The sequence below is a fragment of the Methanofastidiosum sp. genome, assembly GCA_020854815.1.
GTDB lineage: Archaea > Methanobacteriota_B > Thermococci > Methanofastidiosales > Methanofastidiosaceae > Methanofastidiosum.
In genome coordinates, this window is sequence record JAHKLW010000029.1 from 19,399 (window position 1) to 42,744 (window position 23,346).

General features: G+C 38.6%; 23 protein-coding genes. 2 read left to right on the forward strand and 21 right to left on the reverse strand.

The window, feature by feature from the left end; genetic code table 11:
* The first annotated feature begins 3 nt into the window (after positions 1-3).
* Positions 4-840, forward strand: a complete 837-nt coding sequence (locus KO464_03485) for a deoxyribonuclease IV (GenBank protein MCC7572433.1) — start codon at positions 4-6, stop codon at positions 838-840.
* Here KO464_03485 and KO464_03490 read toward each other — a convergent pair.
* The 11 genes from KO464_03490 to KO464_03540 form a co-directional block, all read right to left on the reverse strand.
* On the reverse strand, positions 818-2,368 hold the full coding sequence (locus KO464_03490; GenBank protein ID MCC7572434.1) for a radical SAM protein: 1,551 nt from the start codon (positions 2,366-2,368) through the stop codon (positions 818-820). The two genes, KO464_03485 and KO464_03490, sit on opposite strands and share 23 nt — an antisense overlap.
* A gap of 168 nt (positions 2,369-2,536) precedes the next feature.
* Positions 2,537-3,070, reverse strand: a complete 534-nt coding sequence (locus KO464_03495; GenBank protein ID MCC7572435.1) for a 2-oxoacid:acceptor oxidoreductase family protein — start codon at positions 3,068-3,070, stop codon at positions 2,537-2,539.
* Positions 3,067-3,843, reverse strand: a complete 777-nt coding sequence (locus KO464_03500; protein MCC7572436.1) for a 2-oxoacid:ferredoxin oxidoreductase subunit beta — start codon at positions 3,841-3,843, stop codon at positions 3,067-3,069. The genes KO464_03495 and KO464_03500 overlap by 4 nt, the downstream gene beginning before the upstream one ends.
* 52 nt (positions 3,844-3,895) lie before the next feature.
* The gene (locus tag KO464_03505) at positions 3,896-5,065 is read right to left on the reverse strand and encodes a 2-oxoacid:acceptor oxidoreductase subunit alpha (protein ID MCC7572437.1); all 1,170 of its coding nucleotides are present in this window, start codon (positions 5,063-5,065) and stop codon (positions 3,896-3,898) included.
* Positions 5,055-5,264 carry a 4Fe-4S binding protein gene (locus KO464_03510; GenBank protein MCC7572438.1) on the reverse strand — a complete coding sequence of 70 codons (210 nt, stop codon included), beginning with the start codon at positions 5,262-5,264 and terminating at the stop codon, positions 5,055-5,057. The genes KO464_03505 and KO464_03510 overlap by 11 nt, the downstream gene beginning before the upstream one ends.
* A gap of 118 nt (positions 5,265-5,382) precedes the next feature.
* On the reverse strand, positions 5,383-6,600 hold the full coding sequence (gene hmgA / locus KO464_03515) for a hydroxymethylglutaryl-CoA reductase (NADPH) (GenBank protein MCC7572439.1): 1,218 nt from the start codon (positions 6,598-6,600) through the stop codon (positions 5,383-5,385).
* Positions 6,601-6,609: 9 nt separating this feature from the next.
* Positions 6,610-7,017 carry a Zn-ribbon domain-containing OB-fold protein gene (locus tag KO464_03520; protein MCC7572440.1) on the reverse strand — a complete coding sequence of 136 codons (408 nt, stop codon included), beginning with the start codon at positions 7,015-7,017 and terminating at the stop codon, positions 6,610-6,612.
* Between the two features lies 1 nt (position 7,018).
* A complete protein-coding gene (locus KO464_03525) occupies positions 7,019-8,167 on the reverse strand; it encodes a thiolase domain-containing protein (protein ID MCC7572441.1) in 1,149 nt (382 codons plus the stop codon).
* A gap of 4 nt (positions 8,168-8,171) precedes the next feature.
* Positions 8,172-9,215, reverse strand: coding sequence for a hydroxymethylglutaryl-CoA synthase (locus tag KO464_03530; GenBank protein MCC7572442.1), 1,044 nt, complete (start codon positions 9,213-9,215; stop codon positions 8,172-8,174).
* 130 nt (positions 9,216-9,345) lie between these two features.
* Positions 9,346-10,863 carry a methanogenesis marker 3 protein gene (locus tag KO464_03535; protein MCC7572443.1) on the reverse strand — a complete coding sequence of 506 codons (1,518 nt, stop codon included), beginning with the start codon at positions 10,861-10,863 and terminating at the stop codon, positions 9,346-9,348.
* Between the two features lie 2 nt (positions 10,864-10,865).
* Positions 10,866-13,295 (reverse strand): ATP-binding protein, encoded by a 2,430-nt coding sequence (locus KO464_03540; protein ID MCC7572444.1) that lies wholly within the window; start codon positions 13,293-13,295, stop codon positions 10,866-10,868.
* Between the two features lie 45 nt (positions 13,296-13,340).
* Here KO464_03540 and KO464_03545 point away from each other — a divergent pair, with 45 nt between their 5' ends.
* Positions 13,341-14,378 (forward strand): tRNA-guanine transglycosylase, encoded by a 1,038-nt coding sequence (locus KO464_03545; protein MCC7572445.1) that lies wholly within the window; start codon positions 13,341-13,343, stop codon positions 14,376-14,378.
* Between the two features lie 407 nt (positions 14,379-14,785).
* On the opposite strand, the gene KO464_03550 is transcribed toward KO464_03545, so the two are convergent.
* The 10 genes from KO464_03550 to KO464_03595 form a co-directional block, all read right to left on the reverse strand.
* A complete protein-coding gene (locus tag KO464_03550; protein MCC7572446.1) occupies positions 14,786-15,073 on the reverse strand; it encodes a hypothetical protein in 288 nt (95 codons plus the stop codon).
* Positions 15,074-15,257: 184 nt separating this feature from the next.
* Positions 15,258-15,443, reverse strand: coding sequence for a YegP family protein (locus KO464_03555; GenBank protein MCC7572447.1), 186 nt, complete (start codon positions 15,441-15,443; stop codon positions 15,258-15,260).
* Between the two features lie 78 nt (positions 15,444-15,521).
* Complete coding sequence (locus KO464_03560; GenBank protein MCC7572448.1) at positions 15,522-15,980, reverse strand: hypothetical protein; 459 nt, start codon at positions 15,978-15,980, stop codon at positions 15,522-15,524.
* A gap of 370 nt (positions 15,981-16,350) precedes the next feature.
* Positions 16,351-17,163, reverse strand: a complete 813-nt coding sequence (locus KO464_03565; protein MCC7572449.1) for a hypothetical protein — start codon at positions 17,161-17,163, stop codon at positions 16,351-16,353.
* 169 nt (positions 17,164-17,332) lie between these two features.
* Complete coding sequence (locus KO464_03570; GenBank protein MCC7572450.1) at positions 17,333-17,737, reverse strand: hypothetical protein; 405 nt, start codon at positions 17,735-17,737, stop codon at positions 17,333-17,335.
* 142 nt (positions 17,738-17,879) lie between these two features.
* Positions 17,880-19,034 carry a hypothetical protein gene (locus tag KO464_03575; protein MCC7572451.1) on the reverse strand — a complete coding sequence of 385 codons (1,155 nt, stop codon included), beginning with the start codon at positions 19,032-19,034 and terminating at the stop codon, positions 17,880-17,882.
* Between the two features lie 115 nt (positions 19,035-19,149).
* Complete coding sequence (locus KO464_03580; GenBank protein ID MCC7572452.1) at positions 19,150-19,500, reverse strand: hypothetical protein; 351 nt, start codon at positions 19,498-19,500, stop codon at positions 19,150-19,152.
* A 71-nt stretch (positions 19,501-19,571) separates the two neighbouring features.
* Positions 19,572-20,531 carry a hypothetical protein gene (locus KO464_03585; GenBank protein MCC7572453.1) on the reverse strand — a complete coding sequence of 320 codons (960 nt, stop codon included), beginning with the start codon at positions 20,529-20,531 and terminating at the stop codon, positions 19,572-19,574.
* A gap of 113 nt (positions 20,532-20,644) precedes the next feature.
* Complete coding sequence (locus tag KO464_03590; GenBank protein ID MCC7572454.1) at positions 20,645-21,922, reverse strand: ATP-binding protein; 1,278 nt, start codon at positions 21,920-21,922, stop codon at positions 20,645-20,647.
* A 69-nt stretch (positions 21,923-21,991) separates the two neighbouring features.
* The gene (locus KO464_03595) at positions 21,992-23,344 is read right to left on the reverse strand and encodes a PFL family protein (GenBank protein MCC7572455.1); all 1,353 of its coding nucleotides are present in this window, start codon (positions 23,342-23,344) and stop codon (positions 21,992-21,994) included.
* Positions 23,345-23,346 lie beyond the last annotated feature (2 nt).

Genomic DNA, 23,346 nt, shown 5'->3' on the forward strand with positions numbered 1-23,346 from the left:
TTTATGCACAGACTAGGTTTTCATGTATCTGTAGCTCAGGGATTTTTGAAAGTCTTTGACAATGCAAGAGCCCTTGGTGCAAATTGCTGTCAGATTTTTACTCATTCTCCCCGAAGCTGGAAATTTAATTTAGTGTCTGAAGATGTTGGAAAATTATTCTTGGATATGTACAAGAAGAATGATGTTAAGCCAATAGTTGCCCACGACTCATATCTTCCAAATCTTGCTTCTGTGGATACTGTTATGCAGGAGAAATCGATTGACTCGATAAAAAAGGAATTCGTCTGTTGCAACAGATTGGGCCTAGAGTTCCTAAATATTCACCCAGGCGCCCATAAGGATCAGGGTAGAGAAAAAGGCCTTGTTCAGATTTGTGAATCTCTTAACTCAATAAAAGACTATGTTGGAAATGTTACCCTACTTTTTGAAAACACTTCAGGAAGTGGCTCTGTTCTAGGGTCAACATTTGAAGAGATTAAATTTTTACTTGAAAGAACAGATTTTGAGTGTGGTGTGACCCTAGACACTTGCCATCTTTTCACTTCAGGCTACGACATATCAAATGAAGAAGCACTTGAGAATACCCTCTCAAGTTTTGACGGCATAGTCGGTCTAGAAAATCTAAAACTCATTCACCTAAACGACTCGCATGGTGAGCTCAATTCAAAGAAAGATCGTCATGAGCATATTGGTCTTGGGAAGATAGGGCCTAGTGGCTTTAAAGCTATAGTAAATCACGACTATCTAAAAAATATCCCGATGATAATGGAAACTCCAGTGAATGAAAAAAGAGGGGACAAAGAAAATATTAATTTTATTAAGGAAATGATAGAGATTTAAGGTTTCTTTGTGCCTGTAGATTCTTGGCCTTGTTTTGCTTAACCCATACATCTAGAGGGACTGCATACCTTTTTTCAATTTTTTCTCTGTGCAAGCTGTTGTAAGTGCAGAAAGGAATTACTTTTCCGCCAGGCACTGCATAGTGTATGGCGCATCTCTTTACCCTCTCAATGTCAAAGTTATAAGGATCCTGGAAATGCATGCAACCAATCAATAGTGTGTGGTAGCTGAAATCTGCTAGGGTGTCCACATCCCCCTCTTTTAATACACCCAAAAGTAGTTTCTTAATATCTAGATTCTTTGGTTTTCTCTTAAAGTCTATTAAGTGAGGCAGCTCTTTTGTTATCTTTGCAATTGCCATTGCTTTAGTTATCTTTCCGCCATCCTCTACCTTTTCGGTCAAATCGTCAAGTAATCCGAAGAATTCATCGACATCGATGAAATGTGTAATTGGGGTAATCTTTCCCGCGTCAATAAAGACATATGTGGCAACGCCACAGTGCTCGTGACATGTAAACTTTACCTGGGGTGTTTTTCTCCATGCTTCAATGAAATTTGAGAAAGAGTTGACACTTGGTGCAGAGTAAAAGTCTTCTGCTAGTATCTCTCCGTTGGTCTGCTCCTCAACAATCTTAACAAAGTCAGGTATTGTGATCCTCATTCTCTCAAGTTCTTCCTTGTCGATTCTGCCTGAGAAAGAAACAGGCTGGAAATTTATACCTCTAATAATATCAATATTCTTAATACCAAATTGGATAATATCGCTGACTTGGTCATCGTTTAGACCTTTTACTAAAGTTGGAACCAAAACAACACTTGTAAGATTAGATTTTCTAAAATTGTCCATTGCTTGAAGTTTAATTGGAAGTGCATTGAACCCTCTAGCGGCGATGTAAGGTTTTTCTGTTACGCCGTCAAATTGCAAGTATACGGTGTTAAGTCCTTTTTGCCTAAGTTCTTTACAATACTCAAGTTCCTTTGCAAGACGAATTCCATTGGTTGCAATCTGTGCAAGAGTAAATCCTAATTTTTTAGCTTCCTGAACGATTTCAGGGAGATCATCCCTAATTGTTGGCTCCCCGCCTGCAAACTGAACGACCATGCAGGGGACAGGTTTTTCGTCCCTGACCGATTTCATCATTGCAATTAGTTCTTCTTTGGAAGGTTCAAGAACATACCCTGCTGTCTGGGCGTTGGCAAAACATATGGGGCATTTCATATTGCATCTATTAGTGACATCAATATTACATAGAACTGTAGGTGTAAAGTGATCTTCACAAAGCCCACAATCGTTTGGGCAACCATTTTTTACTTTTGTGTGCGGATTTTCTAGTTTTGACCCATCGACATGAAATTTTTTTACTTTTTTAAACATTTCATAATCTGACCAATAAGTATCCTGAAAATTGCCATGCTCGGAACAGCTCTTTTTTATGAGAACTTTGCCCTTGTCCTCTACTATATCTGCATCGATGACACTAAAACACACAGGGCAAATTGATTTAGTCTTATCAATTAATTCTGACATATAATCCACCAATAAATATATAATAGGCAATCCTAAAATAATATTTAAAGGTTTTGCCTTATAATTTTTAGGGTGTCTTATAATTTTTAGTTGTATTATTATATTTTAAAATATTAAACTAAAAAAACTGAGAGTTTTATTAAAAAATAAAGCTAAAAACATATATACTTATTTTAATAATTTTACTTTTCTCATACCTGTTTCAAAAGCGTTTATATTTAAATCAAGCATTTTGGGCACGCTGTCTTTGATTGACTCCATCATGGCATCTTTTGAGATAAGATTACAGATCTCATTGAAAGCGCCGAGCATGACGATGTTTGCAACAATTTTAGTTCCAAGCTCGGATGCTATTCTTGTTGCATTTACTTCTGCAAGTTTGAAATCGCCTTCGATATTATGATCTGGTATAAGCTCTGGGTCATAAATAATAATGCCTTCTCTTTTTGTTCTTGATGCATACTTAAAGAATGCTTCTTGGCTCATTATTATAGAAACTGATGCCGATTCAACTTTTGGGTAGTCAATCTCTTCATCAGAGACAACTACTTCAGAACGTGTTGACCCACCTCTTGCCTCAGGCCCGTAAGATTGAGTCTGAACTGCATTAAAACCTTCAAAAACTGCTGCTTTGCCAACAATAACGCCAGATAGAATTATCCCTTGACCGCCAAACCCGCTTATCCTTATACCTGCCTTCATTTTAATTCTCCGCAGAATTTATTATACTTGGTGTTAAAGTCCTCTTTTTCAATATCTACAAGTTCTCCAATTACCATTTTATCGGTAGTTTTTCCCTCAGCCAACATTTTTTCATAAATCTTAATATTGATAGTTGACTCCTTGAAATGTTTTGTCATATCAAGAGTCGTCCCCATCTTGTTTAGTCTTCCATATGAAGTCGGGCATGGGGATAAAACTTCAACGAAAGAGAATCCAGTTTTTTGAAGGGCTTTTTTGATTGAACTGATGCATTGAACGGGGTGCGCTGTGGTCCATCTGGCAACATAGGGGGCTCCTATGACCTTTGCCATCATTGAAAGATCTATTGGGTATTCTATGTTTCCATATGGGGTTGTTGTTGTCTTTGATTTCAGAGGCGTTGTGGGTGCGACTTGACCCCCGGTCATGCCGTAGATGAAGTTATTGATGGAAATCACAGTAATATCGACATTCCTCCTAATTGCATGGAGAAAATGATTCCCCCCTATGGCGCCGCAATCCCCATCGCCAGTGAATACTATGACTTTTAGTTCTGGGTTTGCAAGCTTTACACCTGTAGCGTAAGGTATTGCCCTTCCGTGCAAAGAGTGAAGGCCGTCAGAATAGATGTACCCAGGCACACGGGATGAGCATCCTATGCCGGATACAAAAACAGTCTTATTCATATCAATATTCAGGTCATGAATCGCACGAAGGGAAAAGTTCATTACACTTCCAATTCCGCAACCGGTGCAGAATATTGTAGGAAGCATGTCCTTCCTGAGGTACTTCTCTATGACTATATCATTTGAAATAAATGCCAATTTATTCCTCCTCCTCAATGAATTTCAGTATCTCGTATGGAGTATGAATTGCACCACCAATCTTTGGTGCAGATATAACTCTAATATCCTTTCCAACAGCTTCTCTGATTGGATGGATCATCTGTCCAAGATTCATCTCAGGCACAATTATCGTGTGGGCATTTCTCAAAAGCTCTTTCATCTTTTGATAATGGAAGGGCCATATTGTTATAAGCCTGATATGCCCAACTTTTATTCCGTTCTTTCTAGCCTTCTTGACAGCACTGGCCGCGGGTCTCGAAGTTGTGCCGTAAGAAATTACTATGATTTCGGCATCTTCAAGAAAATGGTCTTCATGATACCAGATAATATCCATATCGTCCTCTACCTTTTCAATCAGTCTTCTGACAAGCTCTTCGTGTACATCGGCCGATGTGGTAACAGGAAAACCTCTCTTATCGTGCGTTAGCCCTGTGACATATGTTCTATAACCAGAGCCAAATGGCGCAAATTCAGGGACTTTTGATGATCTAGTAAATCCTGTCCTGTACGGCCTATATTTATCAGGCCCTATTGTGGCAGGGACTCTCTCATCAACCTTAACTTTTGTGATTTCAGGCAACACAACTTTTTCCCTCATGTGTCCGATTTCTGCATCCAATAGCAGAATTACTGGAACCCTATAGTCCTCAGAGAGATTGAATGCTTCAATTGTCAGATCAAGAGTTTCTTGGACAGATTTTGGTGCAAGTGCAATTAACTGGTGGTCACCGTGTGTACCCCACATTGCCTGCATCACATCACCCTGGGCAGCTTCTGTAGGTTGTCCTGTACTTGGGCCTCCTCTCTGTACATTTACAATGACACACGGTATCTCTGCCATGCATGCATACCCTATGCACTCCTGCATCAGTGAAAATCCAGGTCCGCTTGTTGCAGTCATGGATTTCACACCTGTGCAAGACGCCCCGATCACGGCAGCAATACTTGCTATCTCATCTTCCATCTGGACATAAACTCCACCAAGTCTTGGCATCCATAGTGCCATGCCTTCGGCAACTTCAGTGGCCGGTGTGATAGGGTAGCCTGCAAAGAATCTACAGTCAGCTATTAATGCGCCGTAGACAGCTGCTTCGTCACCCTGTATGAAAAGATTTTTTTTACCTAAAAGCCTAATAACATCATTTGTCATTTTTATCCTCCACAATAATTGCAAAGTCAGGGCACATCAATTCGCATAAGTGGCATCTAATACAATTTTCAGGAAACTTCACTTCAGGAGGAAATACTCCCTTTTTGCTCAGTTTTTCAGATTTAACGTAAACTTTTTTTGGACAATATTCCACACACAAAAGACACCCTTTGCAGTAGTTTGTGTTGACATGAATCAAGAAATCACCATAATAATGTAGAAAAGAAATTTAAATCTTTTATAAACTTTATCATTAAAATGATTATTTCAACTTAAGCAAGAAAAATAATAGAGCATTTGTCCAATAAATGCTACTTTTATCGGCCATATTCAATATGCGCCTTTGCCAAATGTCTTGCTGAAAGTGCCCCTAGGAGGGATATCTCACCAGCTAAAACTGTTGCAGCACATATCTCTGAGAATGCTTTTGAGTTATCACCGCTATTTTTTCCGCCACCCGAAATCCCAAGTATATTGAGTGCTTCTTTTTGTGTTTCAATTTTAGTCCCGCCGCCGACAGTTGCAACTTCAAGCGATGGTAGTGTGACTGCAAAGTAGACACCTTTTTTATCCTCTTCAACTGTTGTAAATCCCTGGCTCCCTTCAACTACCTGGGCAATGTCTTGGCCTGTGGCCAAAAAGATTGCAGCGATCATATTTGCAAAATGGGAATTGAATCCGTATGACCCCGCCTGGGCCGAACCAAGCAGATTCTTTCTATAGTTTACATCAATTAGAGTGCTTGCGTCGGTCTTTAGTTTATCCTGGACTATCTCTAGGGGTATCACGACTTCAGCGGTAATGCTTTTGCCCCTACCTTCAATAAGATTAATTGCAGAAGATTTTTTATCTGTGCAGAGATTGCCTGAGAGTGAAACGCATTTGACCTCTGGAAACTTATCCTCAATCATTTTTAATGCGGCGTCAGTTCCTATCGTTACCCCGTTCATGCCCATGGAGTCGCCTGTATCATAGACAAATCGCAAGAAGAGGTTTCTACCCACAAGATATGGGATTATCTTCTGAAGCTTTCTAAATCGTGAGTCTTTTTCAGCTTCCTTTTTAATTTTATCAAAATTGTTATCAATGAATTCAGTTATTTTGTAATAATCCCTTGAAGATGCGAGTCTTATAACTGGCGCCCTTGTCATTCCATTTCTAAATATTGTTGTTATCGCTCCACCTGATGCAGTAATAACTGAGGCCCCTCTATTTGTACTTGCAAGAAGTGCCCCTTCTGATGTTGCCATGGGAACATAAAAATCACCTTTTGCATAATTTCCATTGACTCTTAGAGGCCCTATGACACCCATTGGAACCTGCACCGCACCAATCATATTCTCTATGTTCTTACCAAATAGATTATCTGGATCAAGAGAGTATCTGCCTATGTAATCCAGAGTAACGTTCTTTATTTTCTGGATTGCCTCTCTTCTTATCTCAACTGCTTCCTTGGGAGTTTTGGTAAACTTTTCAATTTGGTATATTTTTATCTCGCCACTGAGTACCTTATTCAAAATCTCTTCTTTTTCCATCATATCCTCTCATGGGTGGGCGTACTCAACTATTGGCCTAAACTTGTAGCCATAACATATTATCCCGTTATCGTTATATTCCATTATCTTCCTTGTTACCATTTCAACTTCCATGCCAATCTCAAGCTCTTCTGCCCTGGCATCAGTTATCTGGGCAGTAATGATAGGCCCTTCCATGAGCTCTATTAGTGCCACCGCAAATGGAAGATTATACTTGTGTTCCTTTGGGGGACTGTTTATATTTGTGAAAGAGACAATCTTACCTCTCCCAATGAACTGATAATTTTCAGAGTTTCTGCTTCTGCACTTAGGACAAACAACCCTGTAAGGAAACGATAGTATTTTGCAATCCTTACATTTTGAGCCTACGAGCCTATACCGTCTAACTTGTTCTCTCCAGTGCCTTGGAACGTCCATCTTAATCACCCCTCTCAAGTACGCATACAGATATTGTGGCTCCGCTGCCGCCTATGTTTTCAGCCAATCCTCTTTCGGCGTCAACTCGACCATCACCTCTAAGGCTATAAACAAGCTCCCCTATCTGGTATACGCCTGTTGCACCGACAGGATGCCCTCTTGCCTTAAGACCGCCGTAGAGATTTATAGGAAGCTCTCCTCCAATATAATTCTGGCCTTCTAACGCCATTTTTGTACCCTGCCCTTTCTTTGCAAATCCCATATCTTCTAATGATAGGGCGCTCATAATAGAAAACGCGTCATGAATCTCAGCTATATCGATATCCTTGGGTGTAACGCCCGCCATTTTGTAGGCCTTCTTACTAGCATTGACCGCTGCTGAAAGGGTGGTCATATATTTTCTGTCGTGAACTCCTAGTGTGTCAGTGGCAAGTCCAAGCCCTGAAACAATGATTGGAGTATCTGTAAATTCTCTGGCCTTTTTCTCAGAGCAAAGAATCACTGAAGCTGCACCATCACAAATCGGGGCGCAGTCCATAAGTGTAAGGGGATCCGCTATTGTAGGAGAATTAATAACTGCCTCAAGGGATATTTCCTTTCTGTACATGGCATGCTTGCTGAAAGGTGCGTTCTTGTGAGATATTACAGGAAATATTGAAAGCTCTTCTCTTTTCACATTGAACTCGTGCATGTAGCGCCTCATAACTAGAGCGTTTAGTGCTACAAAAGAAACACCGTGAAACGCCTCGTAGTCTCTGTCTGATGCATTGGCAAGAATTGAAGTAGTTTTTGATGGAAGAACATCTGTCATCTTTTCAACGCCAGTCACAAGAACATAATCATACATTCCTGACTTTACACCCATGTAGCCTTCAATGAAAGCGGCTCCTCCTGACCCACATGCAGCTTCAACTTTTACAGCAGGTATTGGGCCAAGCCCAGCGAAATCTGCTATCAATGCGCCAAGGTGCTCCTGTTCTATGAAAGGTCCAGATGACATGTTTCCAACATAAAGTGCATCTACTTTGTCTATACCACTGTCTTCAAATGCCATCCATATAGACTCTATTGCAAGATCCCTCAAGGATTTTTCCCAGTGCTCTCCAACTTTTCCAAGCCCAACTCCAATTACGGCAACATTATCGTCCATTTGCTCACATCCTTATCTTCTTTCTATACCTTGCATAATGTGCATAGTCGATCTCTTCCCTTCTTTCAATATAGGATTTAACTGAAGGGGCCTTAACTTTCCTATCGGCAAGTTTATCTGTGACTTCAAGAGAAAATGAATCGCTTCCAGCCCCAGACCCATAAGATGTGCAAAAAATCTTATCGCCTGCTTTGGCTGTATCAAGAACAGCAGCCAGTCCCAAAAGCGCAGAGCCGGCATAGGTGTTACCTATATAGGGTGAAATCAGACCGTCAAGGACCTTTTCCTTTGGGAATCCAAGTATCTTTGCAGCTTGCAGCGGAAACTTCCTGTTTGGCTGATGGAATATTGCATAATCATAATCGTCTGGTTTTGTCCCAAGTTCCTCCATAAGCGCCTTTGAGCAACTTATAACATGTTTAAAGTATGAAGGTTCCCCTGTGAACCTGTTTCCATGCTTTGGGTAATGCTCATGCTGCCTCCTCCAGAAATCAGGCGTATCTGTAACATAGGATAGCGAACCATCAATGACAGCTAAGCTTTCTTTTGCGCTACCTATAATATATCCGGCTCCGCCTGCGGCGGCTGTGTATTCAAGGGCATCACTTGGAGCCCCTTGAGCAGTGTCAACTCCTATACCGAGAGCGTACTTTGCCATGTCTGAGCCAACATAGGCTATGCATGCCTGGACTGTTTCACTTCCCGCCTTACATGCAAACTCCCAGTCGGCAGCGTTGACAAGTGGCGTTGCTGCAATAGCTTCTGCTACTATTGTAGAAGTCGGTTTTACGGCGTATGGTTTAGATTCAGTACCAACCCAAACAGCCTTCAAATCTTGTGGATCAATTTCCGCCCTCATTAAGGCATTTCTAGCTATTTCGATGGCTATTGTGACAGAATCTTCATCAGCGCCTGGCACTGATTTTTCTCTTATTGGTACAAGATTTGGGTCGTTTCCCCATACTCTTGCAATTTCCGTGTTCTGTATCCTATATTTTGGAACATAAGCACCATAACCTACAATACCTACAGATTTACTAGGTTTCATTAAATTCCTCCTCCAACAAACACCGAGCTACTACAGATAAAAGAGATATAATTGGTATGATATAATAGATGGAAAATAAAATATATATAAATATTTCGGTATTAGTGAAATATTCTATCGGCAAGAAACGTTATTTTATTATTTCCTTTATGTATATTGACTTTTCCTTGTTTAAATCAATCTTGATCTTGTCGAGGTCGATCTTACCGATGAGGTTTGTGCCGTCAAACTCCTCGCCTGTCGGCCCGTAAGCCTTGTCTTCCTTTAATCTGACCCCTATTAGGCCCTTGTGCTGCCTAGACATGTTTGTGACGCCAACATCCCCCCTATTTGACAGGCCGGTAGGTGTATTTTCAGGAGTGAGCCCGCCAGCTTCAACAGTGCCACCTTCAAATGCGACAAGCGACACAGTTGGATGCGCAAATTGAATGTCTAGTTTACCGATAGGTTTGTTGATAAGGCCTGTTATCTTCCTGAAGTATTTTACCGTGTTTGGAGCCTTGTCTTCGTATAGCTCAATTTCAATAATGTTATTTTTATTGATACCTAGAGTTTTTGCAGCTTTATTTTTTAAGACTTCAGCGGCATATGGGGGTTCCTGCTCAACTATAATTGCCTCATCAGATGTGTCTCCTGTTCTTTCCACTTTGATGCCTTCTGCCTTTAGTCTAGATTCGGCTTCTTTTTGTGTGAGTCCAAGAAGTGAGAGGCTTTGAGGAGAAGTTTTAACTGCGAGTTTATCTCCTTTTTTTAACATCTCGATTAGCTCAGACCCCGAAGTAATCATGCCACTAACTGAGTGATTAGGTGTTGTGATTCTTTCCTTTTTGTATATGTATACAGCTCCAGTGTTTTTCCCTTCAGTCCTAACTGATACTGCATTCTTCTTTCTTAGGTTAGAATTCTCATTTTCAACGTCAAATCCTTTCAATCCCTCTGAAAGGATATATGATTCAGTTACATCGTCGATGCCTATCTCGCCACTCTTAGTAAGTGAGAATATGTGCTCCATTGCCATTGGAGCATTTTGATTAAGTTCGATTAAAGCATGGGTAAATATCTTTTCCCCGCCCTTTAGATTATATGAAAGGTCTTTTATAGTTTCGAAGTCTTTTTCAACTGTAAAGACTTCAACAGGCTCAATTGATATTATCTCATCTCCCTCTTCTATCAATGGCAAAACATACCTGCCCTGAGTAATTTTTCCAAGGGGATTTTTGGTTCCATAAGATCCCTTCTGTATCTTTTTAGAGAGTACAAGGTATGTTGTATTGTTGTCAAACCCCGCAAGTGTGAAAAAAACGTCCCAAGGATTATAGGTTTGTTCTTCTTTTACAGGAGTTAGAGTTGTAGGAACTGAGCCTATTGCAATAAGAGTTGAAGTCTTCCATCTGACGTTCTTCTTTTCAAACTGTTTTGATATTTTCCTGAAGAGCTTTCCTTCGATAGAATCTTTAATCTTGATGACAAATGAGCCTTTGTTTGTTGTAACGAGAAATTCATCAAGGTAGGAGGACGTCTCAGTCTCCTTCTTGATTATCCCAATTGTAGTCCCTTTTTTGTAAGTAATATTATTATCTGAGAAAATTTCATTTAACGTTGCCCCATCTTTTGCCTGAATTTTATTGCCATCGATTTCAACCTGCATGATTATACCCTCATTAAGATGATGTCCCTGATATTCTGATCCTTTTTACCTTTGAACGCATCAAAGACTTCTCGCCTCTCCCTTCCTTTTGAGTTTCGGTATACAACTAGCCAGTAAGGAAGGTATACCTCTTCAGTTTTCCAGATTTTGGCATTGCCAAGAGTTTCCATCCCATTTGAAATGTCATTTTTTGAGATAAGTGATTCAATTACTTTTCCAGATATTTCCTTACTCTTAATGGATATATCCAGTTTTTTAAGTTTTTTATCCTCAAATCCCTTGACCAATTTAAATTTAATCTTTGGCTTGACACTGATGTTTCCGCCGTCCTGTTTATACGCAAGGAGCCCTCTTGCCTCAAGACTCGAGATTAAGGAATGTGTTTTTCTGGGGGTGAAACCAATATCTTTTTTTATCTCAGAGATTGTTGGATTTTCTCTGTCAATAAGATAATCCAAAAACCATTTTTCGTCCTTTTTAAGTTTGTAAATTTCAGAAAATCCTACAGTTCTGGAAATCTTTCCTTCCCAGATGACAAGCTCACCTGTAATGCCGTCAAAAAAGCATGACATGCTCTTGTAACTGCCCTTCTTTGGCATATAATCAAAAAGCACCATGACAAGTGGATAGTAGATAGGCACTACTTCTTGTATCTCCTCTGATTTAAGGGCTATCTTTTTCCGATTTTTAACTGCAATCTCTTTCATTGTGACATAGTCAATTTCACTGGATACCACAGGTGCTATTTTTATGCCCTTAAATGCAGCTTCTCTGCCCGGATCGTATTCAGTTTCGTATTCATCGACGAATTCAATTTCTTCCGAGAGATCTTCTTCCTCATCGATCATTGGTATATCAATTACAACGGGCTTTGGTTCAGGCTTCGGTTTTATTTCCTCTTTAACATCAAATTCACCGTCAAGTCTTAGCTCTTCTATGATCTCCTCAAATGAGAACTTGAACTTGTATTCTTGATTTACTATCTTCACCACTTCCTCCATTTCGGCAAGCGGTCTCTTCTGCCTATACTTCTCAAGGATAAGATTCTTAATATTTGTCTTCATTAGCTCTGGATCGATATCAAGCATGGGCTGCCTTTCCCTTCCCTCATGCTGACTTATCCTTGGCCTTACTGAGAGCAAAAAAGCCCTGGATGTCGACTCTTCCTTGTCTCCAATTATTGCACTCCCTATGGGTAGAGACCTTATGAATCTAAAATCAGAAAGTTTATTTGGGATTTCAGAGGGCATCCTCTGTAGGACTGCCTTGATATCGTCTTGGTAAACTAGTTTATGGCAGATGAGAAGGTCTACCTGGGACAATATTCTCGAATCGATTGCCGATGGCTGCTGTGTGGCAAGAACTATGGAGCATCCTGGCTGCCTTCCCTGTCTGACATACTCTATCAAGCTATCTGTTGCTGCTGTGGCCTTTCCTCCTCTCGGCACAAGTATGTGGGCCTCATCTATCATAAGCCACGTTACGGGCACGTTTCCAATGATATTAATGTCTCCCATAGCTTCCTGTCTTGCGATAACTTTTCTACTGTTCAAGATGTTCCTTGAAAGGAGCCCCACCACAAGTGCTCGGACATTGTCCTCTAGAAAGCTGACATCAATGACTGAAACTTGCCCCCTTTTTGACAGGTCATTTAGCTTTGTTCCATTCTTGTCAAATATCCCCCACTGGATAGCACCTGTAAGTCTTGCATTTAACGCCCTTCTTGTGTTCTCCTTGAATCCTCCGCCTCTTGAAGATATGCTTTCATCGTTTTCGATAGTCTTTATCAAATCTTCAATGTCATATTCATCGCCAAGTCCGGCTACATGCTTTTCATCAATTGTTGTGTATCCAGACTTTGTTTTATCTATGACTCGCTCAATTAAGAGGCCCATAGTGTCAAATCGCTCAATATCAAAGGTAAGACACCAATCATCAACTCGGAGTTCTGAAGGTTTGATTTTAAAGACATCATCCCACGTCTCTTTTGGCGCCTTGTGGACGTAACCTACTGGAATAAAGACCTTAACATTCTTAATGCCTGTAGGCTTTAATCCCCAGCGCTCAAGCAGATCAGCCTCGCTTGCAGTTTTGTTTTTTTGCTTCATGCTCCAGAAGATCCCCATCGGATCGATAATCATTATACCAACGGCATCATTTTTCATGGCCATCTCTTCAACAATGACGCCAAGAGTATAGGACTTACCGCTTCCTCTCATCCCACAGATGAATATTGCATGCGGGCTAATGCTGTCAAGAAGGACTTTTTTGTTGAAATAGTTCTCCCACTGCCTAGTAGTTTCATTTACCTTTCCGACATAGAGTGCAGCTTTGCTTTTATATTTCTCAAATGTGCTTTTTTTCCTACCTACATATACCCCTTCTAAATCAGAAAGGAGTTCCAGGTTTTCCTCAATATCAATCATGTTCACTAAAAAGATATAAAAAGTCCTATAATTAAAACCTTTTCGGATTAAATGGAAGCAATTTCTAGGATTAAGACAGCTCATGGAGACATCAAAACACCTGCGCTCCTCCCTGTCTGCGCACTTACCTATGGCGTCTGGGACGTTTTTATTGAAGAGAGAGTCATTCCCCCCTGGAAACTTTCTGAGGCCACACTTTTCTCTTTAGAGTATGTGAGAAACACAAAATATGAGGAAAAGGTCGTAAACGGGTTTCACAGGCTGTTTAAAGAAAAAAAGCCGATATTTGTTGATTCGGGCGGATTTCAATCAATGAAGAAAGGAATTGAGAGGGATCCTATTGATGTGCTTAGATTTCAGGAAAAGCTCAAAGCAGATGTTGCTGCAACATTTGATTATCCTGTGCCACTGAATGTTGAAAGGGCAGAGTATATGCAGATGCTTCAGAAGAGTATTGACAGTGCGAATCTAACCCTTCAAAATAAAGAGAGAGAAGAGATGCTCCTATATTCATGTGTGCACGGATTTTCTAAAGAAGAGGTCGACTGGTACTTTTCAAAGCTTCGTGGTGGTTTTGACGGCTATGCGATGGGATCACTTGTCCCAAGAAAAAATGACTATAAGACCCTTATTGAGATTATCCATAGGGCCAAAATGCACGCTCATGAGCGAGAAAAGCCTCTCCATATTTTTGGGGTCACTGGGTTTCCAATGTTATATGCCTTGAGTTATATGGGTGTTGAGACCATGGATTCGTGGACATACCTTGTTGCATCAATTTACAAGGAATACATACATCCAGAAACTTTAAAGAGAGTCAGGATGAGAAAAACTGGGAGTATCCCTGAATGCGATTGCTTTATCTGCAAGGAGCTTGGGATGGAAGATTTTTTGGGAGCTACAAGTGTTCCCCAGGCTTATCTTGCAATTCATAATTTGAATATCTTCATGCGTGAGATGAAACTGATAAAAGAGCACATGGATGAGAACAGCTTTGAAGAGCTAGTTCAACGTAAAAGTAAACAAAACATTCGAATAAAAAAAGTTTATGATTATGCTAAAGAACATATGAAAAACAATGTCTTATAGCATAGCATAAAATATCTAGAAACAGGTTAGGAATACCTGACGTGATAAAAGATAAACTATTTGACGAAGGGGTTAGCTACGCTAAAAATAAAGTGTTGGGCCTAGGTCTTTACATTATTAAAACGACAATTGAGAGATATTGGGGGCAAAACCACATTTTAGAATAATGCCCCCAAAGGCTCTATTTTTTTGAAATTGAAAAGTTTTTAAAAAATAGTTAGTTCTATATTTATTAACTACTAAAATTTAATTAAACCTATACTTATTCTTTTATTGCATAGTTTTACTCAATATAAAATTTATCAAAATAATAGAAAGAAAAATAAATATGTTTATCCTATAATTAATGGTAAATTATTAGATAATTTGCCCCAAAGAGGGAATAATGAGAAAGATAAATAAAAGATTTAAGATTTGTGGATCTCGTATTTTATTATATCCTCAATCTGAGTTTTTATGGAGTCAATAATTTTCTTTCTTAAGAATAGGCAGTCTGTAGATATCTCTTTTCTAATTTTTGGAAGTATTTCGTCGTTACATTCGTCTTTATACTGTTCTATCTTGAGAGAGATATAATTCAATTCTTTTTTTAGAGCTGAAACATCAACCCCTTGATCCTCTAGCTTCTTTATTGATAAATTAAATTGAGAAAGGGTCTCCAATATCTCATTTAATCCTGAATTTTTTATTTCCATACCTAATCATGCCTTAATACATTAAGTGGTCCGATCTTGGATATATTGCACACAGGTATAATTCTATATAGAGATTATGTAATATAATAACACTACAAAGTAATGAAACAATGTTACATTAAAAGCTTATTGATGGTTAAAAATAAAAAAATGTAAAAAAGAAAACTATTATTTAAGTGAATGATTACTTCTGTTCAATTTCGACGACTTCAGCTATTGGGGCATTCTTTTTGACACTTTCAATGCCGTTAAGACATGCTCTCTTTGTGGTGTAACCTTCGCCTGTTGCAATTATTTCCCCATTTCCAGCTTTTAATCTAAATCGAAATTGTTTTTTTGCGTCCGTATATACCTCAAATTTTGCTGCCATGCTATCACCTACTATATAGTCTTCTTACTATTTAACGTTATTGATTTTTAAAATTAAAAAATTGGATTTCATTTAGATTTAATTTGAGTTCATTTTTAAAATGAAATGAAAAAGAAAAGATTGTTTCCAGAGCCATCCTATTATGCCCTTGTTATTTAATTCTTCATCTGCTAATAGCTTAAGCCTTGACTGTTCCTGTTCTATGTTTTGAACTTGTTCCTGAAGGATAGCTTTTGTTTGAGTGTCAAAATCACTTTCTTCTATGAGTCTGTTTAGTTCCCTGATTCTGTTTTCATTTATTACAATCTCCTGCACTATGAGTCCCGCTGCTTCGTTGTCCCCGCCTGCAAAGAATTTGACAAATCCGCTTCTGCTTTGTATCCTTTCTTCTGCCCTAGTTGTTATCTCAAAGGAATTTTTGATTTCATTTGATACCTTTGATATGTTTGCTTCTGATTTGCCAAACATAGGGGCTGTTGATTCGATTGCCTGGACTGCAACTTGGGCCATCTTTTGGTTCTGTGGTAAGTTTGGCATTGTGGAGTTTACTTCTTGATTTATTTGTTGGATAACTGATCTGAACTGTTGTTCAGTGTTTGGCGCAATTTGATTTTGATTCTGAATATTCCGGGGGTTACTGCGACATTGCCTTCATTCTGAATAATTTGAGTTTGTTGCTGAACTTGGATATTGGATGTATTTCCTTTATTTGAAATTTGCTCTTGAACATTCAATTGATTAGCATTCTGAGTCGGAGTTACATTATTATTTGAATTTGAAAGATTTTTAGGGGATGTGTTTGTTTCTTTGTTTGACTCTTGATTATGTGGTGCTGCGGCATATGCTGAAGTGAAAAGAAATAAAATAATTAAAAGAATAAAGAGTTTTTCATTTAGTCACCCTTTATTTATTTTTTACCTCCGCCACCGCCATTGCCGCCACTGTTTCCATTGCCATTTCCACCTGCATTGCCTGAGTTTCCTTTTGAGTTGCCCTTGTCTTCATTGTTTTTGTTAGAGTTGTTGTTTTTCGCCTCATCTTTCTTGTCTTGGATCATCTGTTTGATTCTCTCTCTTTCCTCTAGTTTTTCCTGGAGCTTTAGTTCATTCTGTTCCTTTAGCTGTGTCCTTGTGGCATCTTTTTCTAAGTATCTTTCAGAAGCATTGAGTCTTGCTTCAAGTGAAGTTAATAGACCAAATGCTCTGCCTGTTTTTCCTTCTTCAATGGCTAAAGAGATTTTGTCAAGTGTTGAAGAAAACTGGCTTAAGTGAGAGTAAACAGATTGAGGTAGATTAAAGCTGTCTATATAATAAGAGTTGCCGTCAATATCGGTAAAGTAATATCCATCTTCCTTTTCTTCAAAGTAGAATTCGAATTCGCCAAGTGTGTATACGCCTTCTTCTGGAGCTTCTTCAGTTGTTGATTCTTCGCCAGTTTCTTCTCCTAAAGGCTCTTCGGGCGTTGTTTCTTCCTCAGTTTCAGGTGCGACCCCATAGAGAACAAATATTTCTTCTATGATCTCGTAAAATGCATTTGACTTTTCTGTGAACTTCTCATCAATTACCGATGTTTCAGAAGTAACTTCTTCGATTTCTACTGCCTCTTCAAAGGCAACGTTAGCTATATCTTCAATAGTGCTTTCGGCCATTGCAGGAGCTATAACGCTTAATAGGAGTCCAATGCCTATTAATAATGCCATATGCCTATGTGTGTTTTTCATACGAAAAATAATGTTTCTTTAACCTATTTAAAGCTTTCTGTGCCTTTATTTTAAATTTAGAGTTTAAAAATAGTTCATAATAGTTTTTAATCGTTCATTAAAGTTTATTTTGTTTTTTAATTGTTTATATTAGTTTATTTTAGTTTTTTAAGTTATAATAAATCATATTTTAGAATATTAAAATTATAAGGGGCATAATACCTAAAAAAAAGTTGAAATAAAGAATATTTATTAAAGAGAATAAAAAAGATTTATTTTTCTTACCGAAACCGAGTATCTTCATGAATGAAAACATTGGAGTTGGCTTGTCTATTGCAACTTTAATAAGCACAGAAGTATTTTTATTATAAAATTTTACCGTTCCAGATTTCTCAGCTTTCCAAGTCATGACTAATTTTTGGCCATCCCACTTGTCATCCACATAAGATAGCACCCCATTTGGAGTTTCCAAAGCATCATAGCTACCATTACTTGTGACAATGACATCTTCTCCAATAGCATAATATATCTTATTTGGATAAATATATGTTGCATCTGGTAATTCAGTTGCAGTTACAGAAGCTACTCCAATCATGCTCCCGAATAGTAACAATCCTATCAAAATTGTGAATATTTTTTTTCATAATTATCACTTTTAATTAACTTGATTTATATCTATGTGTTTTTAAATATTTGGTATCAATTTAGAAAAGATAGAAAGAAGAAAAAAAATTAATTTATGGAACAACAATCTCAACGACAATCCTGTCAAATGTTCCGTTCAGTGAAAATGCCGTCATGACAACTGGATATCTACCTGAAGAAACGTTTGGCCCTACTGTGAAAGTTGCATCATAAGACCCTATGTTATGTGCTTTGATCTTCTGTAAGCCTGGTTCGATGCCGACAATTATGCCCTCCGGTAATCCGTCAAATCTTACCCTTACATCATTCTGTGTAAAGAACCCTCTGTTTTCAATCTGGATCTTCGTCTGTTGAGTTCCGGGCGATATGTTGAAGCTTGATATAGTCTTTCCGTCTTGAATAATTGTATCTCCGCCAACTATCTGGAAGTTCTCTATGTCGACGTTTGGATAAAGTATCGCTGCAGGGATAGATTTTTGTCTGCACTCATAGCAACATTGCCTTTCTAAAGTTATCCCAAATTCATTTGGATCAAAACCCTCATCTGCAGTTATAGTTATGCTTGACGGTATTCCTTTTATAGAATTCATGTATTGTCCGTTTTCTTGGTCGTAGAAGTATATCTCAATATATTTTCCAAATAATATACCATTAGCTTGAAATGGAACTCCGTTGACATATATTGTTCCTGAACCGGAATAATATACTTTAAGGGAATACTGTTCATGCACAATTTGGCAATTATAATTGTTTGGGAGTGTGCAATCAAAAGAAATCTTAGGGGTACAATCACCCTCTGCAGGACAATTCCTTACGTCTATGCATCCTACAGGCCCAGAAAAGATTATTGGTGCAAGGCCATTTGTGCTGCACCTTGGAACGGGAATTGATTGTCCGAGAGTTATCGGTTTAGGTGAAGCTATCATGCATTCTTCTTGGCAAATATCTTCAGAATTTGATACTATGTGGAGTGAGTTTTCAAGCACACGACATTGAGTGAGGCAGTCTTGGTATCCATTATTCTCATCTCGACAGTAAGCCTGACAACCCTGTTGTTGTATAAATTGTAATTCTTGGGAGCAATCGGAATAACATTCTTCATCAAAATAGGGTTCATAAATAACATATTCCCATTTACATCCTTCTAGATGATCGTTATATATCTCTACTATAGACTCTTCTAAGCATCCAGAAAATAATGAAATTAATATAAGGCCAGATAATATCAATACTATTTGCTTTTTCATAATGATCACGGTTATTATTTGTTAATGTTTTTATTCGTTGATATATAAATATTTTGGTAATCATTGTTCGATAAAGATGAAATTTAAATTTTAAATAAAAGAAATAAAAAATGATTTATTTTTCCTTGCCAAGTCTTAAGATTTTCATAAACTGTTGCATTGGGTACTCTTTTGGAACTATTGTAACTGTAGTAGCGTTACCCTTTGTAACACAACACCCGAGCCCACAACAAAAATTTACTTTTCCGGGTTTTAACGCTCTGAAAGTATATTCCCCATTGACATTGCTTATAAGTTCTAGGTACCCCTCCCCCGATTCACAAAGTATAATTGGTGACTGTATTGTAAAAGTGTCACCTACTTCTACCCTTGTTATCGAAGGTTTGTTGCATGTAGTTGCCATAACTGATGCAATACTAGATAGAAGGAAAATAATGGAAATTAACAATGCAAATAATTTCTTCATTAAATCACGATTAAAATTAGGATTAGTTAATATAAACATTTGCATTTAATTTTTACAAAAGAATAAAAAAATTAATTTTTGTTTTTATTTAGGATCTCTAATATCTTCATTATAGGTATTGACCCTGTCGGGTCTCTACTAGATGCGTAGTGGAATCCCATATCTACTGTGCCTTTGTCCCATTTCTCATCTGTCCTTGTTGTAAATCCATTGTATAGCCCAAGGGCAGCTGACTCGTCTGAGCCAGAATCAACAGATGGACTAGCAATTGAAAGGTAATACTCACCAAGTCTTCCTGTAGCAAACTTTGGATCAACTGAAATTGAGCCTATGCCAGGCCCCTGCTCATCGTAATCTCCTCCGGTATTGCCCCACGCATTTGAATATGTTATTTCTGATGGGTCGCCATCATCCTCTATGTCAAATCCTTCATCGCCGTTTCCGACAGCGATGCAGTTTATCACTTTGGTTCCTCCATAGTCATCATAGAATCCATCGCTACTATTATTTGCAGCTGTGCAATTTATGTATGTGCAGTGGCTATTATCGTCAAATCCATCTGTATTGTCATATGCTAGACAGTTCTTGAGCGTTCCATAATCGTCTGTAACAAATCCATCAAAAGCGTTGCTATGGGAGATACAGTTCTCAATATACACATAGTTGCCATCAAGGTAGAATCCGGCACCTGAAGCATTCCTAATAGTTATATTTTTCATTGTAGTATAGGAGCTAGTGCTAGATATCGCATTGCCGACGCCGGCATTTGTGGCATCAATTATAGTATTGAAAGGACTGTCCCCGATTATTGTAAGATTACTTGCTGAAAATTCAATTCCGTCTTTAATATAATAAGTCCCTGCATGAACGTAAATTGTTGACCCGGGGGGTGCGCCTTGGATTGTGTCATGAAGGACCTGCCATCCATCGCTTTCGTATACATGGTATACGTCTGCTGAAACTGGATTTACCATAATTAAAATAGATATTAATAAAATTCCAGATATTAAAAATGAAGTAAGTTTTTTCATTATAGTCGCCATTATAAAAAAAATCATGAGATTATATAACTGTTACGGCTAGTTAGAATAAGAAATAATTTAGTTCCTAAAGCTTGTAGCTGATATTATTACCTTTTGATTTTTTAGAGGTTTGACATATTACTTTTTTCAATAACCCACCTATAAGCAGGTATAACTCTAATTTTTTTATCTTCTATTTGAATTTCATCTGTCTGTTCAAAAGTTATGATTAGTCCTTCTCTAATCTTTAAGGCGTCCATAACTTCAATCAATCCATTTATCTCCCGTTCCATATTAGTTTCATCGAGTGCAAAACTGACCTGTATAGCATCTGTTATTTTGTTGCCCTTTTTGACTAGGAAGTCACATTCGTTCTTGTTTGAGTAGTAATAGATATCTTTATTTTCCCTCTTTAGCTCGATATACACCAGATTCTCTAAGTTTCTACCTTTGTTTGGCGTAAATGTTAAGCCACATATCTTGTTGAACGCTTGGTCGACAAGGTATATCTTCCTTGGAGAGTTAAGCTGCTGTCTCAATGAATGGGAGAATTTTAGCACTTCGAAGAAGATGTAGGAGTTCCCAAGATAGGAAATATACTCTTTCACAGTTATGGCATTCCCAAGGTTAAGTGTTTTTTTAAGAGAGTTGTATGTGAACTTACATGTGGCGTTAGTTGCAAGTATATTAACGAGCTCCTTCAATAGCTTCTCTTTCTTTATAGAATACCTAACTATTATATCCTTATACAGTATGTTCTCATACACTGTTTTTAAGTAATCCGAATCTTGATTTTTTAGATACTCTGGAAATCCCCCGGAGTTAAGGTATTCTTCAAAGAGTTTTTGAAGATTAATCCTTTTTTCAGATATGTAAAAATCATCCTTGTTGAAGATTATATTTTTGAATGAGAGGAACTCCACAAATGAGAAGGGGTATACCTCAAACACCTTGTATCTCCCTGTAAGCCTTGTACCAAACTCTTTGCTAAGAAGAGACGCATTTGATCCGGTGATTATTATTTTTTTGCCTTGGTCCTGTAATCTTCTAACAAAAGTTTCAAATTTCTCAACGTTTTGGATCTCGTCGAAGAAGTAGATTTTTGAGGGTCCGTATGATTCGATTAGGACTTCGTTTAGAGTTTCGAATTCTTTAGCGTTAAAGTCAAGTAATCTTTCGTCTTCAAAGTTTATATAACACCATCCCGATTTATTCTGCATTAATTGTTTTAACAGGGTAGATTTGCCACACCTTCTGACACCCGTTAGGATAATTATCCTTTCATCTTCGAAGAAACCTAATATTTTATCTAATATCTCTCTTCTTACTGTTTCTTTCTGGATGTTTAGTTCCTTTTTTTGATTTATCACTACCTGTCTCAATATCTCTTTGGTAGTCATACTCATTAATAATGAGTACTTATATATAAATCTACTCATTGCTAATGAGTATTTTAAATAAAAAATAATTTAGTTCCTAAAGCTTGTAACAGATGCCGGAATCCTGCCGCCACGTTTTACGAATCTAGAGCAGTCAACCTTCTTTACAGGCATTACTGACCCTTCGCCTAACAGGCCTCCAAAGTGGACATAGTCCCCTTCCTTCTTTCCTTTGATTGGAACAAGCCTGACACCAACAGTCTTGTTGTTGTATACGCCTATGGCAATCTCATCTGCGATAATCCCTGCAATGATCTCTTCTGGAGTGTCGCCTGGTATTGGGACCATATCTAGCCCTACAGAGCATACTGATGTCATAGCTTCAAGCTTTTCAATATTGATGTAGCCCTCTTTTGCAACTTCAATCATGCCTCGGTCTTCTGATACAGGTATGAACGCGCCGCTGTATCCTCCGATTCTAGAGCTTGCCATGATGCCTCCTTTCTTTACAGCGTCAGTTAGAAGTGCTAATGCGCAAGTGGATCCAGGACCGCCGCAGTGCTCTATGCCCATGTCCTCAATGATCTTTGCAACGCTATCCCCTACCGCAGGAGTTGGTGCTAGAGACAGATCGATTGAGCCAAAGTCAACCTTCATTCTTTTAGCGACCTCTTCCCCAATCAATTCCCCGGCTCTGACAATTTTGAAAGAGACTCGCTTTATGGTGTCGCATAGCTCCATGAAGTTCCCATCGGTCTTTTCTACTGCAGCCCTTACTACCCCTGGCCCGCTGATACCTACATTAATTGATGCGTCAGAGTTTCCAATGCCGTGATAAGCACCTGGCATGAAAGGTATATCTTCTGGTGCGTTTGCTAGAACTACTAGCCTTGCGCATCCAGTATCAGATACCTCAGAGGTCTTTTTGATTATCCGGCCCATCCTAAGGATCTCGTCCATGTTTATTCCATCACGAGTTGATGCGACAACTACTGAAGAGCAGAGCCTCTCTGTAGCGTCCATTGCCTCTGGTATTGATTCAATAAGGATGTTGTCCCCTAGTGATGCTGCCCTATGAACAAGAGCTGTATAGCCCCCAATAAAATTGATACCTAGGTCTTCAGCTGCCTCATCAAGAGTTGTGGCTATCTTTACTGCCGCCTTTTTTGAAGGCATTCCAAGAGCATTTATTATTAAAGAAATTGGAGTCACAGCTATCCTTTTGTTCACTATCGGGATTCCAAAATCTTCCTGAACGCTGTTTACGATCTCGACGAAATCCCCGGCTTTGTCCTCTAGCTTTTCAGCTATCCGCTCGCATGTGTGGCCTACATCATTTTTAGCACAATCCAATAAATTGATGCCGAGCGTAACAGTCCTTATGTCAAGCTGCTCAACCTTTACCATCTTTATGGTCTCAAGAATCTCATCAGATGTTACCATAG